21 protein-coding genes are annotated in these 23,008 nt (G+C 39.5%); 13 read left to right on the plus strand and 8 right to left on the minus strand.

The window, feature by feature from the left end; all coding sequences use genetic code 11:
- Nucleotides 1-5: 5 nt before the first annotated feature.
- Both E2K98_RS17530 and E2K98_RS17535 read right to left on the minus strand, forming a co-directional pair.
- On the minus strand, nt 6-1,163 hold the full coding sequence (locus E2K98_RS17530) for a thiolase family protein (protein WP_133336776.1): 1,158 nt from the start codon (nt 1,161-1,163) through the stop codon (nt 6-8).
- Nucleotides 1,164-1,183: 20 nt separating this feature from the next.
- A complete protein-coding gene (locus tag E2K98_RS17535; RefSeq protein ID WP_133336348.1) occupies nt 1,184-2,329 on the minus strand; it encodes an acyl-CoA dehydrogenase family protein in 1,146 nt (381 codons plus the stop codon).
- Nucleotides 2,330-2,548: 219 nt separating this feature from the next.
- On the opposite strand from E2K98_RS17535, the gene E2K98_RS17540 reads away from it, so the two are divergent.
- Nucleotides 2,549-4,177: an SGNH/GDSL hydrolase family protein gene (locus tag E2K98_RS17540; protein ID WP_165976308.1), complete on the plus strand. Its 1,629-nt coding sequence runs from the start codon at nt 2,549-2,551 to the stop codon at nt 4,175-4,177.
- An 82-nt stretch (nt 4,178-4,259) separates the two neighbouring features.
- Here E2K98_RS17540 and E2K98_RS17545 read toward each other — a convergent pair whose 3' ends face one another.
- The gene (locus E2K98_RS17545; protein ID WP_133336352.1) at nt 4,260-4,709 is read right to left on the minus strand and encodes a PAS domain-containing protein; all 450 of its coding nucleotides are present in this window, start codon (nt 4,707-4,709) and stop codon (nt 4,260-4,262) included.
- Between the two features lie 125 nt (nt 4,710-4,834).
- On the opposite strand from E2K98_RS17545, the gene E2K98_RS17550 reads away from it, so the two are divergent.
- Together E2K98_RS17550 and E2K98_RS17555 are read left to right on the plus strand one after the other, a co-directional pair.
- A complete protein-coding gene (locus tag E2K98_RS17550) occupies nt 4,835-5,797 on the plus strand; it encodes a D-2-hydroxyacid dehydrogenase (RefSeq protein WP_133336354.1) in 963 nt (320 codons plus the stop codon).
- 6 nt (nt 5,798-5,803) lie between these two features.
- Nucleotides 5,804-6,736 carry a glycerophosphodiester phosphodiesterase gene (locus E2K98_RS17555; protein ID WP_133336356.1) on the plus strand — a complete coding sequence of 311 codons (933 nt, stop codon included), beginning with the start codon at nt 5,804-5,806 and terminating at the stop codon, nt 6,734-6,736.
- A gap of 48 nt (nt 6,737-6,784) precedes the next feature.
- Here the strand turns inward: E2K98_RS17555 and E2K98_RS17560 are convergent, their stop codons facing one another.
- The gene (locus E2K98_RS17560) at nt 6,785-9,529 is read right to left on the minus strand and encodes a dynamin family protein (RefSeq protein WP_133336358.1); all 2,745 of its coding nucleotides are present in this window, start codon (nt 9,527-9,529) and stop codon (nt 6,785-6,787) included.
- A 239-nt stretch (nt 9,530-9,768) separates the two neighbouring features.
- On the opposite strand from E2K98_RS17560, the gene E2K98_RS17565 reads away from it, so the two are divergent.
- Nucleotides 9,769-10,296: a hypothetical protein gene (locus E2K98_RS17565; RefSeq protein WP_133336360.1), complete on the plus strand. Its 528-nt coding sequence runs from the start codon at nt 9,769-9,771 to the stop codon at nt 10,294-10,296.
- 43 nt (nt 10,297-10,339) lie between these two features.
- Here the strand turns inward: E2K98_RS17565 and E2K98_RS17570 are convergent, their stop codons facing one another.
- From E2K98_RS17570 to E2K98_RS17585, 4 genes are all read right to left on the minus strand, one after another.
- Nucleotides 10,340-11,062, minus strand: a complete 723-nt coding sequence (locus E2K98_RS17570) for an amino acid ABC transporter ATP-binding protein (protein ID WP_133336362.1) — start codon at nt 11,060-11,062, stop codon at nt 10,340-10,342.
- Entirely contained in the window at nt 11,059-11,715 is a 657-nt protein-coding gene (locus E2K98_RS17575) for an amino acid ABC transporter permease (RefSeq protein ID WP_026573120.1), read from the minus strand. The genes E2K98_RS17570 and E2K98_RS17575 overlap by 4 nt, the downstream gene beginning before the upstream one ends.
- 129 nt (nt 11,716-11,844) lie before the next feature.
- Nucleotides 11,845-12,657, minus strand: coding sequence for a basic amino acid ABC transporter substrate-binding protein (locus E2K98_RS17580; protein ID WP_133336364.1), 813 nt, complete (start codon nt 12,655-12,657; stop codon nt 11,845-11,847).
- Nucleotides 12,658-12,909: 252 nt separating this feature from the next.
- Nucleotides 12,910-13,722, minus strand: a complete 813-nt coding sequence (locus E2K98_RS17585; RefSeq protein WP_133336366.1) for a basic amino acid ABC transporter substrate-binding protein — start codon at nt 13,720-13,722, stop codon at nt 12,910-12,912.
- A gap of 348 nt (nt 13,723-14,070) precedes the next feature.
- Between E2K98_RS17585 and E2K98_RS31045 the strand changes: the two genes are divergently transcribed.
- The 9 genes from E2K98_RS31045 (at nt 14,071) to ilvN (ending at nt 23,005) form a co-directional block, all read left to right on the plus strand.
- A complete protein-coding gene (locus E2K98_RS31045) occupies nt 14,071-14,208 on the plus strand; it encodes a hypothetical protein (protein ID WP_165976309.1) in 138 nt (45 codons plus the stop codon).
- A gap of 13 nt (nt 14,209-14,221) precedes the next feature.
- Complete coding sequence (locus E2K98_RS17590; protein ID WP_133336368.1) at nt 14,222-14,383, plus strand: Fur-regulated basic protein FbpA; 162 nt, start codon at nt 14,222-14,224, stop codon at nt 14,381-14,383.
- A gap of 136 nt (nt 14,384-14,519) precedes the next feature.
- Nucleotides 14,520-14,849 (plus strand): MerR family transcriptional regulator, encoded by a 330-nt coding sequence (locus E2K98_RS17595; protein WP_208025380.1) that lies wholly within the window; start codon nt 14,520-14,522, stop codon nt 14,847-14,849.
- Between the two features lie 217 nt (nt 14,850-15,066).
- Nucleotides 15,067-16,326 carry an ammonium transporter gene (locus E2K98_RS17600; protein ID WP_133336370.1) on the plus strand — a complete coding sequence of 420 codons (1,260 nt, stop codon included), beginning with the start codon at nt 15,067-15,069 and terminating at the stop codon, nt 16,324-16,326.
- A gap of 91 nt (nt 16,327-16,417) precedes the next feature.
- Entirely contained in the window at nt 16,418-17,374 is a 957-nt protein-coding gene (locus tag E2K98_RS17605; protein ID WP_133336373.1) for a DUF294 nucleotidyltransferase-like domain-containing protein, read from the plus strand.
- A 7-nt stretch (nt 17,375-17,381) separates the two neighbouring features.
- Complete coding sequence (locus E2K98_RS17610; protein WP_235824853.1) at nt 17,382-18,113, plus strand: exonuclease domain-containing protein; 732 nt, start codon at nt 17,382-17,384, stop codon at nt 18,111-18,113.
- A gap of 475 nt (nt 18,114-18,588) precedes the next feature.
- A complete protein-coding gene (gene ilvD, locus E2K98_RS17615) occupies nt 18,589-20,256 on the plus strand; it encodes a dihydroxy-acid dehydratase (protein WP_133336377.1) in 1,668 nt (555 codons plus the stop codon).
- 506 nt (nt 20,257-20,762) lie between these two features.
- Nucleotides 20,763-22,487 carry an acetolactate synthase large subunit gene (gene ilvB, locus E2K98_RS17620; RefSeq protein ID WP_133336379.1) on the plus strand — a complete coding sequence of 575 codons (1,725 nt, stop codon included), beginning with the start codon at nt 20,763-20,765 and terminating at the stop codon, nt 22,485-22,487.
- Nucleotides 22,484-23,005 carry an acetolactate synthase small subunit gene (gene ilvN, locus E2K98_RS17625; RefSeq protein WP_133336381.1) on the plus strand — a complete coding sequence of 174 codons (522 nt, stop codon included), beginning with the start codon at nt 22,484-22,486 and terminating at the stop codon, nt 23,003-23,005. The genes ilvB and ilvN overlap by 4 nt, the downstream gene beginning before the upstream one ends.
- Nucleotides 23,006-23,008: the final 3 nt, after the last annotated feature.

The following is a 23,008-nucleotide window of genomic DNA, read 5'->3' on the forward strand; positions in this document are numbered from 1 at the left end:
GAATATTAGTCTAATCTTTCAATAATCGTCGCATTTGCCATCCCATGCCCTTCACACATTGTCTGCAGACCATAACGGCAGCCTGAACGTTCAAGCTCATGTATCATTGTCACCATTAACCGTGCCCCGCTGGCGCCCAATGGATGACCCAAAGCAATCGCACCTCCATTTGGATTCAGCTTGGCCGGATCCGCACCTGTTTCTTTTAACCAGGCCATTGCTACTGGTGCAAACGCTTCGTTGACCTCAAAAATATCAATATCATCAATGGATAGACCTGATTTTTCCAATGCCTTTTGGGTGGCCGCGATTGGCCCTGTCAGCATCAAGGTTGGATCCGATCCAACGACAACACGGGTATGAACGCGGAAGCGAGGTTTTAACCCCAGCTCCTCTGCCTTTTCTCGGGACATAAGTAAAAGGGCTGCTGCGCCATCGCTGATTTGACTGGAATTTCCCGCATGAATAACCCCATCCTCAACAAAGGAGGTTTTTAGTCCGGCAAGTGCCTCTAAAGAAGTTCCTCTTCTTGGCCCTTGGTCATCCCTAATAACCGCTGATGTGCCATCAGGAAGTGTTACTTCAAGTGGAAAAATTTCACTGGCAAAATGGCCCTCGGCTTGTGCACGCAATGCCTTTTCGTGACTTTCCAGTGAAAATTGATCAAGCTCCTTTCGGGTAAAACTATATTTTTCAGCAATCCGCTCTGCAGAAAGCCCTTGGTGAATCATCTCAAATCGTTTTCTTAAATTGGGGCTGAAAGGGTCTCCAGCTCCTTTATAGCTAGACCCCATCGGCACCCGGGACATGCTTTCAACACCACCAGCTATTACGACATCCATATCTCCCGCGAGGATGGCCTGTGCAGCGAAATGAACAGCCTGCTGGCTTGAACCGCATTGGCGGTCAATCGTCGTCCCTGGGACTTCAATCGGGAATCCGGCAATCAATGCCGCGACTCGGGCAATATCTCCTGCTTGTTCACTTACCTGTGTGACACATCCAAGGATGACATCATCAATAATGGCAGGGTCTATCCCGGCTCGATTTACTAATTCTTTTAATGTAAATGCTGCCAGGTCATCTGGACGAATTTCCTTTAATACTCCATTTCTTTTTCCAACCGGTGTTCGAACTCCTTCTACAATAACTACTTCCCGCATCAATTATCGACCCCTCTTTTCTATAATCCTAGGTTTTTTGCAATAATTGTTTTCATAATTTCATTCGTCCCCGCATAAATGCTGGAAACTTGTATATCACGGAATCTTCTCGCAATCTCATATTCTTCCATGTAGCCATAGCCGCCGTGCAGCTGCATACATTCGGAGGCAATCTTCTTTGCATTTTCTGTAAGTTTCCATTTTGCCATTGAAACCTTCGTCACAACATTTTTACTCTCGATATGTTCTGCAATCAGTTGATCTAAAAAGGCCCTGCCCATTTCAATGTCGGCTGCCATCTCAGCGATTTTAAACTGGGTATTTTGGAATTGGCTGATGGACTTTCCGAAAGCTTCACGGCTTTTTACATAATCTATTGTTAGTTTTAGCATTACCTCTGCTGCTTTCTGGGCCTGTATCGCCACAACAAGCCGCTCCTGCTGTAGTTTATCCATCATATGGAGGAAGCCTTTTCCTTCCTCACCAATAAGATATTCTTTTGGAACCTTGCAATCTTCAAAAATAAGTTCGGCAGTATCCTGGCAATGCAAGCCAACCTTGTTCAGCTTTCTCCCTCTGGAAAAACCGGGAGTGCCTCTTTCTACCATCAATAGGCTGATTCCTTTATGTTTTGGCTTGGCATTCGGGTCGGTTTTACAAGCAACTAGGATTAAATCCGATTGAATTCCATTGGTAATAAACGTTTTTTGTCCATTTACTAAATAATGACTTCCATCAAGTTTTGCGGTTGTTTTAATATTAGCCAGGTCTGAACCCGTCCCTGGTTCTGTCATCGCAATCGCTGTAATCAACTCACCCAAAGCACACCTTGGCAGCCAGCGCTTTTTTTGTTCCTCTGTTCCAAAGGCGGTGATGTAGGGAATGACAATATCGCTGTGAAGTCCAAGCCCCACTAATCCGGATCCTACGCGTTCGAGTTCCTCATTAATGACAACGGAAAAACCCCAGTCAACCCCACTCCCTCCATATTTCTCCTCTAAATCAGGGCAAAGGAATCCCTGCTCCCCCATTTTTGTCCAAAAGGAACGAGGAATAAGGCGATTCTCCTCCCACTGTTCATAAAAGGGATATGCTTCTTTGTCCAAAAACTTTCGTAAGGATTTGCGGAAAATTTCATGGTCTTCCGTTAAATATGGATGTTTCATCCCACAATCACCTCTCTAAGTTTCGAAAACGCTTTCCATCCTTATTTTAACAGATAACACTGAATTTTTTGAATATTTCGCTCTCAGAAATCACTCCCTAGTACCCATGTCATAGGACATTTTGCATAATTTGTAGAACTGTAATTGTTGAATATTCAGAAAATATGAAACTATAATAGTTTTGGTAGGAAAAAATTACATAATTGGAGGGAATTTTTGTTGAATTTTAAAAAGTTGTCGATTTTAGTTGTATTAATACTGGCACTAAATACCTTCTTGTCTTCGTTTGTTTTTGCCGAAAATAACGATAAAAAAAGCATTGTTGCCTTAGGGGATTCGATTACATATGGATGGAATCTTCAAGATCGTTCACAAGCATTTCCCTATCTAATTGGAACTAACGAATATACGGTCTCAAAAAATATTAGTGCCCCTGGCTGGAAAACTACTGATTTATTAGCAGCATTGAGCACCGCTGAGAATATGGATGCAATTAAAAAAGCTGACTTGATTACGTTGGATATCGGAAATAATGATTTATTGTCGCTTCCGGAAGTAAAAGTAATATTAGATCAATTAAAAGCTAACCCGCCGGTACTGCCAACTCAGGACCAAATTAATGCAGCAACCGCTGCTTTATTGAATGCTATTTCAAAATTACCAGCAAATCTAGGTGCAGTAATCACAACGGTTGAAAATGTGAATCCTGATGCACAAATTATTCTTTACAACCTATATAATCCATTTGGAACCAGCGCTGGTCCTTTACATGACCTTGGTGAAAAAGTTATCCCAGCTGTTAATTCACAGGTTATTAACCCTCTTGCGCAGACCTTTGGTGCCCACATAGCTAATGCCTATTCCGCGTTTAATGGAAGACAAGCTGAATTAATCTTACCTGGAGATATTCATCCAAATACTACCGGCCATCAAGTCTTAGCTGGTTTAGCAAATGATATTTTAAAAACCTTTACACCACAGGATTTTGATATTACGCTAACACCATCAACAACAAAGCCAGCGGAAAAGGTAACAATTTCTGTTTCTTCCACGGCAAAAGAAGTTATTGCAATGAAATGGCTAAAAGGCGAAAAAACCGTTGCAGATTTCACTAACCAAGGAGAAAACATTACTGACAATAAATTTGATATAACTGAAAATAATAAATACACCGTTTATGTTAAGGATGGCACTGGGCTTGAAAAAGTGAAGGTCATCGATATCAACAATATTAAACAGGCACCTGCACCTGATTTCACCCTTGACTTAGCGGCTTCGCCAACAGAGGAAACAGATGGACCAGTGACAATCAAAGTTTCCACCAATGCCGAAGAGGTCCTACAGATGAAATGGCTTGCTGGTAAAAAAACGATTGATGATTTTGCCAACGATGGGACTGACATAACGGATAACCAGTTTGATGTTACCGAGAACGGAAAATATACCGTTTATGTTTTGGATGGTAAAGGCGTCCAAAAAGTAAAGGTCATCGAAATTAATAACATTAAATCGAAAACAGACGATCCTGGGAATGGAAATCCTGGTGATGACGGTACTACTAACCCTGGCGATAATCCAGGAGATACCGGTAATGATAACCCTACTGATAATCCCGGGGATACTGGTAATGACACCACTACTGAAAATCCTGGGGATGGCGGAAGTGATCACCCAGCATCAGATTCCGCTGATAAAGGCAGCAAGAGTCCTGCATTCGCAACAGATAATTCATTACCAGACACTGCAACATCAATGTACAATTATGCTGCATTGGGACTTGCCCTACTACTAGCTGGATTAGTGGCAATGAGGGTCCAGCAAGTAAGAAGAAAGAGAGAAAATATCTAATTTAATAAGAGATTCGTTTCATTAGAGACTAATTATAAATAAACCTGCCATTAAAGGCAGGTTTATTTGTTGTTATATTCTTCTAAGATGCGAAATTTTCCGAATCACCAAGACCCAACTCCGGCGGTTGTTTCCGGAAAAACTTTGTGATGAACAGCAAATGAATGATTCCTATGAGACTTTCTATTTTTTTAACAAAATTATTAAGTAAATCATAGTTATCAAACAAATCGTACTCGACCACGCCAAAGAACGTTCCATCTTTTTCATAGATAGGGTACCGCGTACTAATGAGGGTCGCATTTTCTAAAAAATAAGGGTCAGCAATGGCGGGTGTTTTCATTTCGACCGTTTTATGAATTTTCGTGGTGGGAATCACATCGTGAACATGTTTTCCAATAATCTCTTTCAGATCCACCTTAATGGAGTCTGCCGTTTTTTGATTCATATATATGATTTTCGCATCTTTATCCACTACAACTAACCCGTCAATATATTCTAAAATTAAGTGACATTGCTCCAATGAAAGCATAATACATCCTCCCAGGAATTTAATCTGGTAACAAACTTTATTAATATAAAGATGTTACCATTTTTCCTATTTTTCCGTTATCATAAAATTTAGTTAATAGATTTTTAATAGAACGGAGCGATGGTATGGAAAAGAGAAAAATGGTCATTACCAATAAATTAACACAGCAGCAAGTTAACCTAATCCAAGAAATCATCCCTGATTGGGAATTAATCGTAGGAAAAGATAAAGAAATTTGGCAAGAACACCTGCAGGATGCAGAAATTATTGCCGGTTGGAAACGGGGGCTTGAAGAATCTTGCCTCACCCCTGATTCAAAACTAAAATGGCTTCAGACATGGAGTGCCGGAGTCAACTCCCTGCCACTTGAAAAACTGGAATCAAAAAACGTTTTTGTGACGAGCGCTAATGGTGTGCATTCCTACCCTATTTCTGAAACCATCTTTGGCTTAATGCTAGGGTTAACGAGAAAAATCCATACCTATGTAAAGAACCAACAATCGAAAAAATGGCACCATGCAAACATGGGCTTGGAATTGCATGAAAAGACGATTGGAATTTTAGGTGTTGGGGCAATCGGAAAGGAAACCGCAAAAATAGCGAAAGCCTTTGGTATGCATGTAATCGGCGTCCGTCACTCAGGAAATCCTGAAGAATATGTCGATGAAATGTATACACCGAACAAACTCGATGCCCTCCTGCCAAATTGTGATTATGTTGTGATTACAATGCCATTAACGAAGGAAACGTATCAATTAATCGGAAAAGAGCAATTTGATCAAATGAAACCTTCTGCCTTTTTCATTAATATTGGCCGTGGTGAAATTGTCGTAGAAAAGGATTTGGTTCAAGCCCTACAAAACGGAAAAATTTCCGGTGCTGGGCTCGATGTTTTTGAAAAAGAACCATTGACTGAAGACAGTCCGTTATGGGAAATGGAGAACGTGATTATTACCCCACACACCTCCGGCTCAACTGAACATTATAATCAGCGGGTAATTGAAAAAATACTTATTCCAAATTTAAAAAGCTATCTTTCCGAACAAACTCCATCAGAAAATCTAGTAGATTTTTCGAAAGGCTACTAGTGGTCTATGGCGCAAATCACCATTGATAAAACAAAAAGGCGAGGCGTCAAATTTTTAAAGATTCTTGTACCGGCTCTTCTTCTTTTTCTGCTCGCTGTTAATCTTTTGCCCGTTCAGCCTATTAAGGAGAAGCCATTTTTCAAAAATAACCGTCCATTGGTTGTTGCCCATCAAGGCGGTGAACTGCTCGCTCCCTCCAATACAATTGCGTCATTTTCTAATGCAGCAAAACTTGGGGTTGATGCACTCGAAACTGACCTCCATATAACAAAAGATGGGCAGTTAGTAGCCATCCATGACCCGACTGTTGACCGGACAACAAATGGACATGGGGCTGTAAAAGACTTGACCCTGAAGGAAATCCAAAAGCTTGATGCCGGGTACCATTTTAAAGACGTGCACGGCCAATACAGTTTTCGTGGCAAAGGTGTTTATATTCCAACCGCTGAAGAGATTTTTCAAAGGTTCGGGAACATGAGGATTGAGATGGAGATTAAGGATGATAATCCGCCGAAGCGATATGAAGAAATGGCTAAAAAGCTCTGGGCTTTAATTGAAAAGTATCACATGGAGGATAAAATACTTGTTGCCTCTTTTGACCAAAATATTCTTAAAACCTTTGATAAGTACGCAAAGCAGCGAGTGGCTACTTGTGCTGGTAAACAAGAGGTAACAAAATTTGTTGTGTTTCATAAGTTCTTTTTACGAGATTTATATCAGCCGCAGGTGGATGATTTTCAGTTACCCGTTGCGGATAGCGGTTTCGATTTAAAGGACAAGAAATTGATTGATGGTGCACATCGGCGCGGCATGCAAGTTCATTACTGGACCATTGATGATCCGAAAACAATGAAAAAATTAATTGCAGCCGGGGCAGATGGGATCCTAACCAACAGGCCGGACCTGCTGCTTAAAGTGATGAAAGAAATGGGGATATAATACGAAAGGCTGCAGATTGATTGATAACCAACCGACAGCCTTTTTTTATTAATAAACCGTTTGTGCCCCTTTACCCGCAACCGTCATCCATTCAAACTGTCGAAGTCTAACCTCAAACAATGTCAATGGGTCGCGGAATAGTTCAGGATTGGTGTTCATTTTTCCAAGCAAATCTTGATTCGTTTCAATTTCTGATTGCGCTTCTTCAATTGCTCGCGATACCACGCTTGCCGGGCCTCTAAAAAACAAGCTAATATCCCGTTCCAACGCTTTTTCAAATAATTCAAATTGCTGGAAAAAACGATCATTTACCAGTGCAACCGTTTCAGAATAATCCTCATTCTCCACAAATGCTTTGTACTTATTGAACAACATGGTTTTGTTTTGCGACAACGCACCTAACAGCTTCCCTGCACTTTTTAACAAGAACTGTGATGGGGTACGGCGCAGCAGGATATTAACAGGCTCTAAGATGAATCGGCTTGTCATTCGATCCGTATCCCTCCGCCAATCATCAAGAACCTTAAAATCACATTCCAGCTTAAACCGTTCCTCTCCATACATGACATTGAAGCCTTCCGCCATTTCGTCTAAAAATTGTTGGCTTTGAATGAATTCCTCTTTCGTTTGCCCAATCCACTCCTGCAACGAAGTATAGTATTTCGGAAGAATCGTCTGCTCTAAATATTCTTGCATTCTTTTATTCATTTCGTTATTTAGCTCAAGATGAATATTGCTAAAATCGCTATTTTCTTTGATTAATAGAGAGCATTCCTTCAGCATTTTCGGTATTACATCAGAAATTTCCTTCTGAAGTTCCGTCTTAATGAGTCCATAGCTCCTTGAAATGGTCTCAGCTTTTTGTGATTCGGTATCCTTTAGTTGATTAAGGGCTCCGGTCAATTTCAAGTGCATCTCTTCATTCCATCGTACCGATTCAATTAATTGGTTCTCCACATCAATACGTTTTTGCAGCAGCTCTGTAATGGTAGAACGGATAAAAAATAATAATTTTGCCAGCCGTTTATCTTCAAGATTTCTAGTATGCTTAATCGATTGGATAAACTCAGTCAACTCACTTAACTGCTGACCGCGATCATTTTGCGACGAAAACGCCAAAACCTTCGAATCTGGTAAATAGGAATTGATTTCCGCCTTTGTTTCATTAAAAATCCGTACGGTATCCTGTTCATTCGCAATCGTATCCATTTTATTCAGCAGAAAATGGATTGGAACATTCGGTGCCTGGTCATGGATTTGTGAGAGAATTCCCCGCTCCTTAGCAGTAAAGGGTGCATTGGCATCTAGCACAAATAACACCGTATCTGCCGCATGAATCTGTTTCATCACTTCATACTGATTCCCATTTAGCCCAGGAGTATCAATCATTGCAAGTCGATTCTCCTTCAAAAATGGATTAGGCCGCTTAAATTCAATCAGCGACTCTAATGCATTCCGACGCCGATCCATTCTTTCTTGAAAGTCAACTAGGTCCGTCAATTGAACCGTTTCCTTATTGTTGATTTCATCTATTTCAAGTTCCGGATGGTCCTTAAACATAACAACAGATGAAGTGGGACTATCCTGCAAATCTTCACCGGAAATCATATTGATAAAAGTTGATTTGCCACTACCGCTCAATCCGGTTAGTAAAAGATGATGGGTTTCAAAATCAATTAGCTGCTGAACCATCCACTTTAGACGATGATTCTCTCCCATATCGTGTGCTTCTGCCCAATGTAAAATCGATTCAAACAGCTTTAGGCATTCTTCGAGTTCGTCGATTTCATGATCCATTTTACTGATAAACTTTTCAGCCTCACTCACAATCAGCATATTAATGCTTACTGGAAATAACTCATTCCAAGAAAGGACCGCAGCTGACGCCAAAACAAGTTGGGAAGAATTCGAGATCCGAATCCAATTAGAAAGTACATCAGGAATTATATCAGTTAATTCCTTAATCAAATAGCTTCCATCTATCAAGCTGAAATAGGTTTCTTTAAAAAGGGCAGAAAGTTTTTCCCAGTGTTCGTTTTGATCCATTTCCAAATTGGATAAAAGGTAATTGATTTCTTTTAACCAGGTAAAATAGCAATCTTCCGTTTTATAACTGTTCCAAAGTGCAGCGGTCAGCTCTTCAAATTGCTTCCTATCTAAGGTATAAACCACGTTCAAGGCATGTGAAAAATAGCCTGGTAAAAGACGTTTTGTTACACCATTATTCACATAGGAGTTTACAATTCCGAACCATTCCGATGACTCTGTACGAATGGCCTCATTCACTGCAAGTTCGATGGCATTTTGCCAATCCTGCCGTTCCTCAAAAAACTTTCTGGCGATTTCTGTAACCTGCGGATAATCCGGATTGGAAAGAACCGTTTTCTTGATGACTTCGACTGCTGAGTCCATTTTTCCGCGTTCAATATAAAGTGTAAATAACTGTAAAGATACTTCAGTCTTTAAGGTAAGATTGTCGGTTTCAATAGCGGTATACAAGTCCTCCGCATTGGACAACAGCCCCATTTCGTAATAAGCATCTGCTGTATTTTTTTGCGCCCATGGCTCCAGTTCATTAATAATATTTCCCCATTTAAAAATGGCTGTCTCAAAGTCTCTATTGTGAAAATACACTTCACCTTGTGCAAAACGTATATAGGCTAAATCCGGTATATCCTTTTGCATTTCTTCTTGATAGGCATCCCCGAGAACACGAATCGGATGTACCTCTTCATGTTCATTAATGAACATGCTATAGTACTGTTTCTCTGTTAGCTGCTTTTCTACCGACATTGTTTTCCCTCCAATTGCAAGCACTTCTATGTCATTCATATGGAAAAGAGGCATATTTATTCCTCATACTATTCGAACAATGGGACGATTATAAGTCCATAACAGAATAATTCTACCAAATGAATTTTTAAAAGCGATTTCAGTTATGTTTCATTTTGGAGACAAAGCTTTTCAAATCGCTTTTTTTCTCCGCTTTTACACCGTATAATGATGTCAAAGAAAGCTAAGGAGCAATCATTTTGGAAAAGGAACAGGCAATCTCACTCAGTAATTGTATAGAAAAGTGGAATGGAACTGGCTATGAAATCACTCAGTTAAAAACAATTGACAATACTTTACCAAAGTTTCATCAATGGACAAATGGAAAATCTGTTGTAGCGGGTTATAGAGTTACCCGGATTGACTATGATACAAGCTACTACTTTATATTTATTGACTGGCATCGAAACGACAAGTATTATTTAGTGATTTATACGCATGATAAATCGACGACCGTCGCTGAAATTCGTAATGTGGAAGAAATTAACGGCGACCAGCATCTGTTATGGACATATAATCCATTAAAGAGGGACGGAAAAAATGCAGAACGTAAAGCCTACTTTAAACAAATGTTTGGCTCTGTGACTGTTCAGATTAAGCTTCCATCATCCCCCCTTGAGTTAGCCGAATTCTTTAGCCAACTATTTCTTCTTTGTTCAAGAAGGATAAAAGCGGACCGGATTGTCGAAGTCTTTGACTTTGATGATCCACATAAACTAGAACGATAGTAAATTGAAAGGGAGGCCATTAGCGGGCCTCCCTTTCACAAGATTATAAAACCTTACTCAAAAATGATTTCGTTCTCTCTTCTTGCGGGTTATCAAATAGCTCACTTGGAACATTTTCCTCGACAATCAGGCCGCCATCCATGAAAATAACCCGGTCTCCAACTTCCTTGGCAAAGCCCATTTCATGCGTGACGACAACCATCGTCATGCCTTCTTTTGCGAGCTGCTTCATTACCTCTAACACTTCACCGACCATTTCTGGATCAAGCGCTGAGGTTGGCTCATCGAAAAGCATGATTTTCGGCTCCATCGCCAGTGCCCTTGCAATTGCAACCCGCTGTTTTTGCCCTCCGGAAAGCGAATCCGGATAGGCATCCGCTTTTTCTGCTAATCCTACCTTTTTCAATAAATCCAGACCTTTTGATTTCGCCTTTTCGGCAGATACATTCCTTACCTTCATCGGTGCCAGCATTATATTTTCAATGACGGTTTTATGCGGAAATAGGTTAAATTGCTGAAACACCATTCCTACTTCTGTTCGCACTTTATTAATATCTGTCTTTTTATCAGTTATATCGATTCCCTCAATCAAGACATGTCCGCCTGTGATGGTTTCTAGTAAGTTAATACAGCGAAGAAAAGTGGATTTCCCTGATCCGGAAGGCCCGATGACAACAACCACTTCCTGGGGTTTTACGGTAACATTAATATCTTTTAAAACTTCATGATTACCAAAGCTTTTTTTCAAATTGGTTACTTTAATCATTCTGTGGCCAACCTTCTTTCAAGTCGAGATAACAGGAAGCTTAAGGAAAGAGTTAACACTAAATAAATCGCTGCTGCTGTAAGATATGGCTCCCACACACGGTAATACTGCCCTTGCATGGCTTGTCCCCAGTACATAAGCTCTGGTGCCGCAATGAGCGCTGCGAGGGAGGAATCTTTGATTAATACAATAAATTCATTTCCAAGTGGCGGAATCATACGTTTAAAGGCCTGCGGCAAGATGACAAATCGCATTGATTGTACATGGTTCATACCTAATGAACGGGCTGCTTCCATTTGTCCTTTATCAATTGATTGAATCCCGGCACGGAAGATTTCAGCGATGTAGGCAGCTGAGTTTAAAGAAAGTGCAACAATGGCAGCCACAATCGCATTGGTTTCGCCAAGGAATACTGGAACCACAGCAAAATGGATGAGCAATATTTGAACCATAAACGGTGTCCCGCGGAAAAAGGCAATATACCATTTAAACGGTAGCGCTGCCCATTGATTTTTCATCATTTTTCCTAATCCAATTAATAGCCCCAGTACTGTTCCAATGATGATACTGCCAATGGAAAGCCCAATGGTTAATAGGGTTCCCTTCAAGAAAAAAGGACCATACTCAGCTAATAAATCCCAACGAAAATCCATTCATTGACCCCCTCAATCTTTTTAAAAATCCACCTTTTATACTTTAGTTATTTATCGCAATAAAATATTTTAAGCAGATGCAAAAATTGCGTAACTGCTAGTATTCTAGAGTTACGCAATTTTCATCTTCTATTGTTGCTTTAACGAATTCAAATCCGGTTCAAACTTAAACCATTTTTGATAAATTTTTGTGTATTCACCGTTTTCCATCATTTTCTTAATCGCCTGATCAAATTCTGCCTTTATCTTACTTCCTTTTGGAAACAATACGCCATAAAACTCTTTAGCAAATGCAGAGTCATCTGGAATGACAACAAAATTTTCATTTGGATTATTTTTTACATATTGCTCAACAACTGTGTTATCAGCGACCACTGCATCGGTACCGCCGCTCTTAAGCTCCATAATCGCTAGATTATTATCTTTGAACTTTTTAAGTTTCGAATTATTTTTTCCAAACAGAGCTTCTACCGCTGATTGACCTGTTGTACCATTCTGTACGGCAACTACTTTCCCTTTCAGATCTGCAGCACTTTTAATTGCACTACTTTTCGGAACTAAAATTTCATTTTTAGATAAAAAGTATGGAGTAGAGAAGTCATAGGTTTGTTTGCGTTCGTCATTGATGGTGATTGCACCAACTCCGATATCAGCATTTTTCCCTTTCACTTCAACAAATAGCGGTTCCCAGCCCACATGCTCAACTTTGATGCTATAACCGGCTTCTTTAGCAGCCGCCTGGATTAAATCAATATCAAAGCCAACAATTTTCCCTTTATCCATATATTCAAATGGCGCATAAGCAGCATTTGTTACGACTCGTAAAGTCTTCTTTTGATCTCCTTTTGCACTGCCATTTGTCTTTTCGCTCGTTCCACAAGCTGATAGAACAAACATCAATGCCACAACTAAAATGGTAGAAAAAATCTTAACCTTCTTCATTTTGTACCCCCCAATATTTTTCTATAAAAATATTAATAATATTTCGAATATATAATATTATAACCTATTTTTAAAGATTTTTCTACAAATATCAGGAATATTTTGAACATACATGATTATAACTACCACTGCATTCTTATTCAATATGTAATAAATTACTATTTCAATATGGTAAATAATGGTTTGATCGCATATTTTTTGATAGGAATAAAAATTGCGTAACGGCAAAGGGTTACGCAACTTAATTCTTTCCTATTGTTGTTTCAATGCATTTAAATCCGGATCAACCTTAAACCATTTTTGATAAACCTTTGTGTATTCCCCATTCTCAATCACTTTTTGAATCGCTTTATCAAAATCAGCTTTTAACTTGCTGTCCTTTGCAAACATTAATCCATAGAATTCTTTATCAAATGCAGAGTCATCTGGAATGACTACAAAATTTTCATTTGGATTATTTTTTACATATTGTTCAACTACTGTGTTATCAGCAACAACTGCATCGGCACCGCCGCTCTTAAGTTCCATAATCGCTAGATTGTTGTTTTTGAATTTTTTAAGATTCGAATTATTTTTACCAATTAGCGCTTCGACTGCTTCCTGGCCAGTTGTACCATTTTGTACGGCAACTACTTTATCTTTTAGATCTGCAGCACTCTTAATTGGGCTATCCTTTGGAACTAAGATTTCGTTTTTTGAAAGGAAGTATGGAGTAGAAAAATCATATGTTTGTTTACGCTCATCATTGATGGTAATGGCAGAAATTCCACCATCGGCCGTCTTTCCTTTAATTTCTACGAATAACGGATCCCAGCCAACATGTTCAAGTTTTACATTATATCCTGCTTCTTTTGCTACAACATTAAGGAAGTCTACATCAAAACCAACTACTTTACCCTTATCCATATACTCGAATGGTGCATAGGCCGCATCGGTTACGAACCGTAAAGTTTTCTTTTCCTCTTTTTTGGGACTGGCATCTGTTTTTTCACTTGTACCACAAGCAGATAAAACAAACATCAAGGAAAAGACTAGAAGCGTTGAAAAGATTTTGAACTTTTTCATTTTCTACCTCCAATGTTTTTTTATAAAAATATCAATAATATTTAGAATATACAATAATGCCTATCATTTTTAAAGTGTTTTCTGAAAATATTGATAATTTTTCTGTATTTCATGATTCTATCGAACTATGTATTTTTATTCAGTTTTTAGCTTATTACTATCTTAATACACTAAATCATTAACTAAATGAATAGCATGATTCGTTAAGCCCTCTTCTGTCAAAATATTTTTGGGATAAAACCTTCCACCGGTGTTTCAATTTGTTTGTTAATTTTTCTAACAGCTTCACTGACAAAAAGGAAAAAAATAGATATCTTAACATTACAAACCATCGAAAGGAAGATTTATATGTATCGAAAAAACGATATCCAACTGGCAGCAAAAATAGTGGAATTAGATTTATTACGAGACGAACTGTATGAAGAATTAATGAGACAGCTTGGTTCCAAAGCACATGAACTTTTAAGAAAAATTCAAAATCAGTAAAGGAGTGAGAAGCATGTCTACACATTTGCGTATAGGAATAGACACCCTAAAAAAATATTACATTAATAAGTTAATTCAATCTGGTCCCGATAAAGATTTTAAAACTGAATTAGATTCCCTTACTTTAAGCGAATTAAAATTGATCCTTAAAAATCAAATTCCCAATCAAAAATGATTCCACAATCTAATCCACTTTTCTATAATATCAAAATTATAGAAAAATTCATTCAAATGTGAGAAGATGTAACATAAACTGTTATAAAGTTTACAATCTTTTAAAAATAGATGAATAGAGTGTGGTGAGAAAAGATATGGGAAAAGATTTGTCTTATAAAGATAAGAAGGTTATTACCATCGGAGTAGTCAGAGATCTAACCGGTCTATCCGAAAGGCAAATCCGCTATTACGAAGAAAGAAAACTCATTTTCCCAGAAAGATCAGGCGGTGGCAGTCGAAAATATTCCTTTAACGATGTTGAGTTATTAATGGAGATAGCAAATAAGATTGAAGACGGGATACAAACTCACGAGATTAGACGAGAAATGCTTCGCGAACAAAAGAAACAAAACCAGGAAGAAATACGCAGGAAAATGATCCAGGGGCAACTAAACGCGCAATTTGGTTTAAGGAAAGGTCAATAAACTAAAAAAACTTTAAATATTTTTGGAGCTTGGGCCTCGCTGTTACATTTGAAGCGGGCTTTTTATTTTGCCCCCCTGTTACTTTAGCAATCTTACAACATCCAAAAAATCATGTGAGATAATCTAACATAATTATAGAAATCAACCGCACATTCATGCAAAAATACAACTACAGTGAATGTTAGCAAATTTAACATTACAAAAAGGGGGAGAACGAATGGATACTTTGTTTTTATTAAACAGTTTATGGGTGATGGTAGGTGCAGTCCTTGTGATCCTCATGATTGGAGGTTTTATCCTTCTAGAAACAGGATCTACTCGAATGAAAAATGCAGGTCATATTGCTGGTAAAACGATTCTAACCTTTAGCATAAGCTCCATCCTATTTTGGGCTGTAGGATATGGATTATCCTTTGGAAAAGGTAATGAACTGATTGGCCTTTCCAATTTTTTCTACTCCGGTTATGAAATCAAAGGATTATCTCTATCCGGCTCAGTATTCTTCTTGTTCCAATTAGCTTTTGCCGGTATTTCTTTAACCATTGCCTTCGGCGGTTTTGCCGAACGGGCAAAATTATCTGCCTATTTAGTATTTGCGGTCCTTTTCTCTGTACTGGTTTACCCTCCTATCGCCCACTGGATTTGGGGCGGCGGCTGGTTAGCAGAGCATGGGAAACAGGATTTTGCAGGCTCAACTGTAGTCCATTTAACAGGTGCCATGGCGGCACTAGCGGCTACCATTCTACTAAAACCACGGATTGGAAAATATAATAAAGACGGATCACCTAATAATATCGCTGGGCATAACCAAGTTTTTACAGCATTAAGCGTTTTGCTTTTATGGGTTGGCTGGTTTGGATTCAATGCAGGTAGTACATTATCTGCAGACAAAGCATTCTTTGGATTTGTTGCCCTAAATACAAACCTGGGTGCAGCAGCTGGTACTGTTGCGGCAATGATGATTTCATGGATGGTGATGGGAAAAGCAGATGTGCCAATGATGTTAAATGGCGCTCTAGCAGGATTAGTCGCCATCACTGCTTCCTGTGGCTTTGTCGATACATGGGCTGCTGTCGTAATCGGTTTTATCTCTGGCATCCTTGTATTTTATAGCATTCGTTTCTTTGAAAAGAGAAAAATCGATGATCCGATTGCTGCTTTATCGGTCCACGGAACGGCCGGTGTTTGGGGAACACTTTCAAATGGCTTGTTTGCCACAAAGGAATTGGCAACCGTAGGTAAACCGGGGTTATTTTATGGCGGAGGCTTTCACCAATTAGGCATTCAAGCTATGGGGGTCATCACATGCGCCGCTTACGCATTCATTGTATCCTTTATCATTTTGGCAATTATGAAGGCGGTTATGAATGGGTTACGCGTTACGGAGGAAGAAGAAATTATTGGACTCGATATGAGCGAGCATGGAAGCTATGGTTATCCTGAATTAATCAAAGCAGAACAAAAACTGAAAGCTTAATAATCTTTTAGCAAAAGTGCGGTGTCCAATCTCTCTTCACAAGCCGAGGGATTGCACCGCTATATCCGTTTTTACAGATAGGAGGTAAAAAATGACCTATGAAAGCTTCCAAGAAATCAGAAACTTTAGAGAAAGTCAGTTAAAAGATGCCATTTGGGATCATTTACAATTAAATCAGTTACATGACGAAATCATTCAGCATGTCATAAAGACTGCCATCAAGAATGTTACTCATCTCCTCGGTCCTCCCCCATCCCCTTTTTCTTTTTTTGTTATGGGAAGTGCGGGCAGATCTGAACAATCCATATGGAGTGATCAAGATCATGGAATCATCTATCAAAATCCAAGTAAAGCAGCACAGGATTATTTCCTCGCATTAGGGAAAGAAATCTCACATGGACTCTACATAGCAGGGTATGCATTCTGCGAAGGCGGAGTAATGGCTGATCATCCTTTATGGTGCAAATCCTATCCTGATTGGCAGCGACAATTATTAGATTGGATGACCGCTGCATCCTGGGAAACCATTCGGTATTTGTTAATCTTTATGGATGGACGGTCTCTTTATGGAGAATCCGGCTATATTCAAGAATTAAAAAGAATGGTTTATCAAAAGGTTAAAAAGAATGTTCTGCTGCCATCCATTTTGAAAAATACCTTGCATGTAAAAAAAGGAGTCGGCATATTAGGACAGCTTTTAGTGGAAACACACGGGAATCATGCCGGCTCACTTAATTTGAAAGAAATGGCCATTTTACCATATGTAAATGCTGTTCGGGTATTGGCCATTCAAGATCATCTGCAGGAGACTTCCACGCTTTCAAGACTTAGTCAACTAAAGATAAAAGATCACACTATCTATAAACAGCATTTCTTTAAATTACTAGAATACAGGCTGCATTTCGGAAACCACTCCGATTATGAATCGGGGCATTATTTACCTATTGCCTCACTGGACAAAATTCAACGTAAAGAAGTTAGAAATATCATAAAAAATGGCATGACTCTACTTCAATTAACCATCAAGCTAGTAGGCAAGGGGGATTAACTTGAGAATGAATGAAATGATTCAATACTTTAAGCAAATATCAGGAAAACTGGGTTCAAACTTTTACACAGGATTCCAAGATACGCATAATCTGCAACAATTATCTTTTATAAGAAACCTGCAAAAAGAAATGAAAGATACTAAAATCTTGGACGTTCCCTTGCATGAATTAAATTTTACAGTTTTTGACTTGGAAACATCGGGCTTTTTCCCTGAAAAGGGAGACCGGATCCTTTCCATTGGAGCTGTTAAAATGAAAGGGACTACGATTATTTCGAATCAAACTTTTTATACCCTTTTAAAATCTGAACACCCTATCTCCGATGAAATTTCTTTATTAACCAAGATACAAACTGATGAACTACAAAACGCCCCCGATGGGAAAGAAGTGTTACTCCAATTCTATCAGTTTATTAAAAAGGATATTCTTGTAGCCCATCACTCCAAACATGAAAAAGCCTTTATGCAAAAAAGCTGCTGGGATCACCTAAAAATAAGATTTGTCCATCGAATCATCGATACATCTTTTCTGATCCGATTATCCAATCCACAATGGAAATCGTTCTCACTTGATGATATCTGCCAAAAATGTGGAATTGAGATAAAAAACCGCCACCATGCACTGGGAGATGCGATGATGACTGCTCAAATTTGGGGGTTTTATTTAAATAAAGCACAAGAGATGGGGTTTAAAAATTTAAGAGAAGTGTATGAATACCTTGCAAAATCATATAATTAACAATTCTAAAATAATAAAAATGGTAAAAAACAGGATGATTTATCATTAGTAAAAATGTATCACTGACTGCCATTTTTTCCTTTATAACCCCATAAATTCCTCTCGTTTTTCTCCCGCTATTATCAAAAAAGAGTGTGAAATAAAAATTTTTAAAATTTTTTTATTCTTGGGTTTTCCTTATCGTTACAACATTGTAAACGCTACCAGCTTTTACGATTAGTTTGAATTGTCAGATTTTTATGTTGACCATGTATACAAATGGAGTTATGATAACTGACAATAAAACTTATACGAAAGTGATAAGTTGAACACAGCCTTTTACATTCTTCTATAAATAGAAGGAGTCAGGCTGATCATTTACAACCATTTTTAAAATATGAATGATAAGAATTTAGATGAATTGTTACAACAGACGGAGTCGCTTATTATCCATCTGCTGCAAACCACGCAATTGTAAGTTAGGAGGCGCGAAAATATGCGCAGCGATATGATTAAAAAGGGGATTGACCGTGCTCCCCACCGCAGCCTATTATACGCAACTGGGGTAAAAGTGAGTGATCTTGACAAGCCGTTCATCGGTGTATGTAACTCCTATATTGATATTATCCCTGGTCACAGACACCTTAATCATTTCGGTGAGATTGTGAAAGAAGCCATTCGTGAGGCAGGCGGAATACCTTTTGAATTTAATACCATCGGCGTTGATGATGGTATTGCAATGGGACATATCGGGATGAGATACTCCCTTCCAAGCAGGGAAATCATCGCTGATAGTGCCGAAACAGTAATAAACGCACACTGGTTTGATGGTGTGTTTTATATTCCAAACTGTGACAAAATCACACCGGGAATGTTGATGGCAGCTGCCAGAACCAATGTCCCATCAGTCTTTGTTTCAGGTGGACCAATGGAAGCGGGAAAAACCTCTTCCGGAGAAAACCTTTCTTTAACATCTGTTTTCGAGGGTGTTGGAGCCTATCATAAAGGTACCATGACCGAACAGGAGTTATATGAAATTGAAACAAGTGCCTGTCCAACATGTGGTTCTTGTTCAGGGATGTTTACAGCGAACTCAATGAACTGTCTGATGGAAGTACTTGGAATGACGGTTCCTGGGAATGGAACGATTGTGGCAACCTCCGAAGAAAGACATGAATTGATTCGTCAAGCTGCAAAGCATTTGATTAAATTAGTGAAAAAAGATATCCGCCCACGCGATATCATAACAAGAGAAGCAATTGATAATGCATTCGCATTGGATATGGCCATGGGAGGATCCACCAATACGGTATTACATACCTTGGCAATCGCTCATGAGGCCGGTATTGAATACGACTTACGTGATATTAATAAAATTGCAGAAAAGGTTCCTTATCTCGCAAAAATCATGCCAGCATCTAATTATTCAATGGATGATGTTCATCGGGCTGGTGGAATTAGCGCCATCCTTAATGAACTTTGTAAGGTTGAGGGAGCGCTTAATAAGGATTGCATTTCAATAACAGGAAAAACATTAGCTGAGAATGTAAAAGATGCAGTCATTACCGATGAAAAAGTTATTCGGACAAAAGATAATCCATACAGCCCCGTGGGCGGACTATCCATCCTATACGGAAACATTGCCCCAGATGGCGGTGTCATCAAAGTAGGAGCTGTTGATCCTTCAATTAAAACATTCTTGGGTGAAGCCATTGTTTTTGAATCCCAGGATGAAGCGCAGGAAAACATTAATAATGGAACGGTTCAAGCAGGTCATGTTGTTGTAATCCGTTATGAAGGTCCAAAAGGCGGTCCGGGAATGCCGGAAATGCTCGCTCCTACCTCCGCGATTGCCGGAAGAGGGTTAGATAAGGAAGTAGCCTTGATAACAGACGGCCGTTTCTCTGGTGCAAGTCGAGGTATCTCCATTGGACATATTTCACCGGAAGCTGCTGAAGGCGGCCCAATCGCCCTAGTGCAAAATGGTGACAAAATTTTAATTAATTTACAAGAACGTTCGATTGATCTTCTCGTAGATGATGAAGTATTAGCGGAAAGACGCCGCTCTTGGCAAAAACCGGAGCCAAAAATCAAATCTGGTTATCTTGCAAAATATGCAAAACTTGTTACCTCTGCTAACACAGGCGGAGTCATGAAAATCTAAGTTAGTTAAATTCCAAGGGATTGATTAGTACCCCTCCCCTTCCGAAGAGAAGTAAAGGTGCTAAAACCATATTGACAACGGAATATTTATAAATCGATGACGGGAATAAAAGAATAAGAAACTTGTATTTTCAGAGAGTCGGGGTTGCTGTGAGCCCGGCAATACAACTTATTCTGACATCATCCCTGAGTGTTGGGCTGAACGGCTTAGGTCTAGTAGGTTCAATCGGGTGTTAAATCTTAGACACCTGTTACTAAAAGAAGCGTTAATCCATTTAATATCGCTTCATAAGGCAGTATTCGTAAGGATACTGTGAAACCGGGTGGTACCGAGAAAATGAAGGCCCTTTTCTCCCCGATTACTCTGCTTTATTTCTATTAATTGCAGTTTATTCGGAGGGAAAAGGGCTTTTTACTTTGATTATATCCGATTGAAGGTTCGGCTTAACGCAAAACTGCATGCTAAGTTTTTAAAATATTCAAATAACCCTAAGGAGGGATTACGACGTGAAAGTTGAAGCAAAACCGGAATTCCAAACTAGTACCGCACCATTAACAGGTGCAGACCTTCTCATTGATTTATTAATTAAAGAGGGTGTTGACACAATTTTTGGGTATCCCGGAGGTGCTGTCCTACCAATTTATGATGCAATCTGGCGGGCTCAAAACTCAATTAAGCACATTCTTTTCCGCCACGAACAAGGTATGATCCATGCTGCAGAAGGGTATGCCCGAGTTACAGGAAAACCTGGTGTAGTCCTTGCAACTTCAGGACCTGGGGCAACCAACCTTGTTACAGGAATTGCAGATGCCATGATGGATTCCTTACCGCTCGTTGTTTTCACCGGGCAGGTTGCACGAAGCGTGATTGGAACAGATGCCTTCCAAGAGGCTGATGTTGTGGCTATCACTACTCCAATTACAAAACATAATTACCAAGTGCAATCGATTTCTGATTTACCAAGAATCGTTAAGGAGGCCTTTCATATTGCTTCTACTGGCCGGCCTGGTCCAGTCTTAGTCGATATACCAAAGGATATTCAACAAGTCACTTCTTTAAGTGAACAGGAAGAAACTGAGATTCAATTACCGGGCTATCAGCCAACAACGAAGCCAAATCCGCTGCAAATTAAAAAACTGGCTGATGCACTTTCTAAAGCGAAGAAGCCTGTAATTCTTGCCGGAGCCGGTGTACTTCATGGAAAGGCTTCAGCTGAACTGACAGCCTTTGCAACAAAACACAATTTGCCAGTCGTAACCACCCTGCTTGGGTTAGGAAGCTTCCCTGCTAACAGCCCTCTATCACTTGGAATGGCCGGCATGCATGGAACTTATGTTGCTAATATGGCTCTATATGAAACTGATTTACTTATCAACTTCGGAGCACGCTTTGATGACAGACTTACTGGAAACCTTAAACACTTCGCACCAGATGCAAGGGTCGCTCATATCGATATCGATCCGGCGGAAATTGGAAAGAATGTTCCAACACAAATACCAATTGTTTCCGATGCAAAAGAAGCATTAAGCGAATTATTGGCGGAAGAAGTTGACTCACCACAAGCTGAGGAATGGCTAGAAAAACTTGCAAAGTATAAAGCGGAATATCCACTATGGTATAAACATAGTCCAAACGGTATGTGCCCGCAATGGCTCATTGAAGCTGTTCATAAAGTAACAAATGGTGAAGCGATTGTCGCTACTGATGTTGGTCAGCATCAAATGTGGGCTGCACAGTACTATACATTCAATCATCCACATCGCTGGATCACCTCCGGCGGCCTTGGAACAATGGGCTTCGGTTTCCCTGCTGCAATTGGGGCACAGTTGGCATCACCAGAAAGTACAGTGGTAGCGATTGTCGGAGATGGTGGTTTCCAAATGACCCTTCAAGAATTATCGGTCATCCAAGAAAGAAACTTGCCGGTTAAAATTATCCTTGTTAATAATGGGGCTCTTGGAATGGTTCGTCAGTGGCAGGAATTACAATATGATAATCGTATTTCCGAATCCCTGCTTCCGGTACAGCCAGATTTCGTAAAGCTTGCTGACAGTTATTCTATCCGAGGCATGAGAATTGATTCTCAAGAAGAACTTATTGCAGCACTTCCTGAAGTATTTGCTTATGATGGTCCTGTTCTTCTGGATTGCCGAGTCCTTCAAAAGGAATTAGTGTTCCCAATGGTCGCTCCAGGGAAAGGTTTACATGAAATGATTGGGGTGAAACCATGAAACGTATTATAACAGCAACGGTTCAGGATCGCTCAGGCGTGCTAAACCGTGTAACTGGCCTTTTGCTCAGACGTCAATTTAATATTGAAAGTATTTCAGTCGGAAAAACTGAAGTCGAGGGAATCTCCAAAATGACCCTTGTGGTTGAGATTGAAGATGAACAGCGTCTCGAGCAAGTTACAAAGCAATTAAACAAACAAATTGATGTTTTAAAAGTTTCCGATATTACCGACAAAGCTATCGTCGCACGGGAACTAGCTTTAATAAAAGTAGCAAGCAGTTCACAGCTACGAAGTGAGATAAATGGCATTATTGATCCGTTCCGTGCAGTGATTATTGACGTAAGTAAAGATAGCTTAGCTGTCCAAATTACCGGTAAGCCGGAAAAAATTGATGCATTGATTGAATTACTTCGCCCTTATGGCATTAAAGAAATTGCAAGAACCGGCCTGACTGCCTTTTTACGTGGGCATCAGCCACAACTTAACGAGCTAGCAACATATTCACTATTAAAATAAACT

Source organism: Bacillus salipaludis (genome assembly GCF_004358205.1).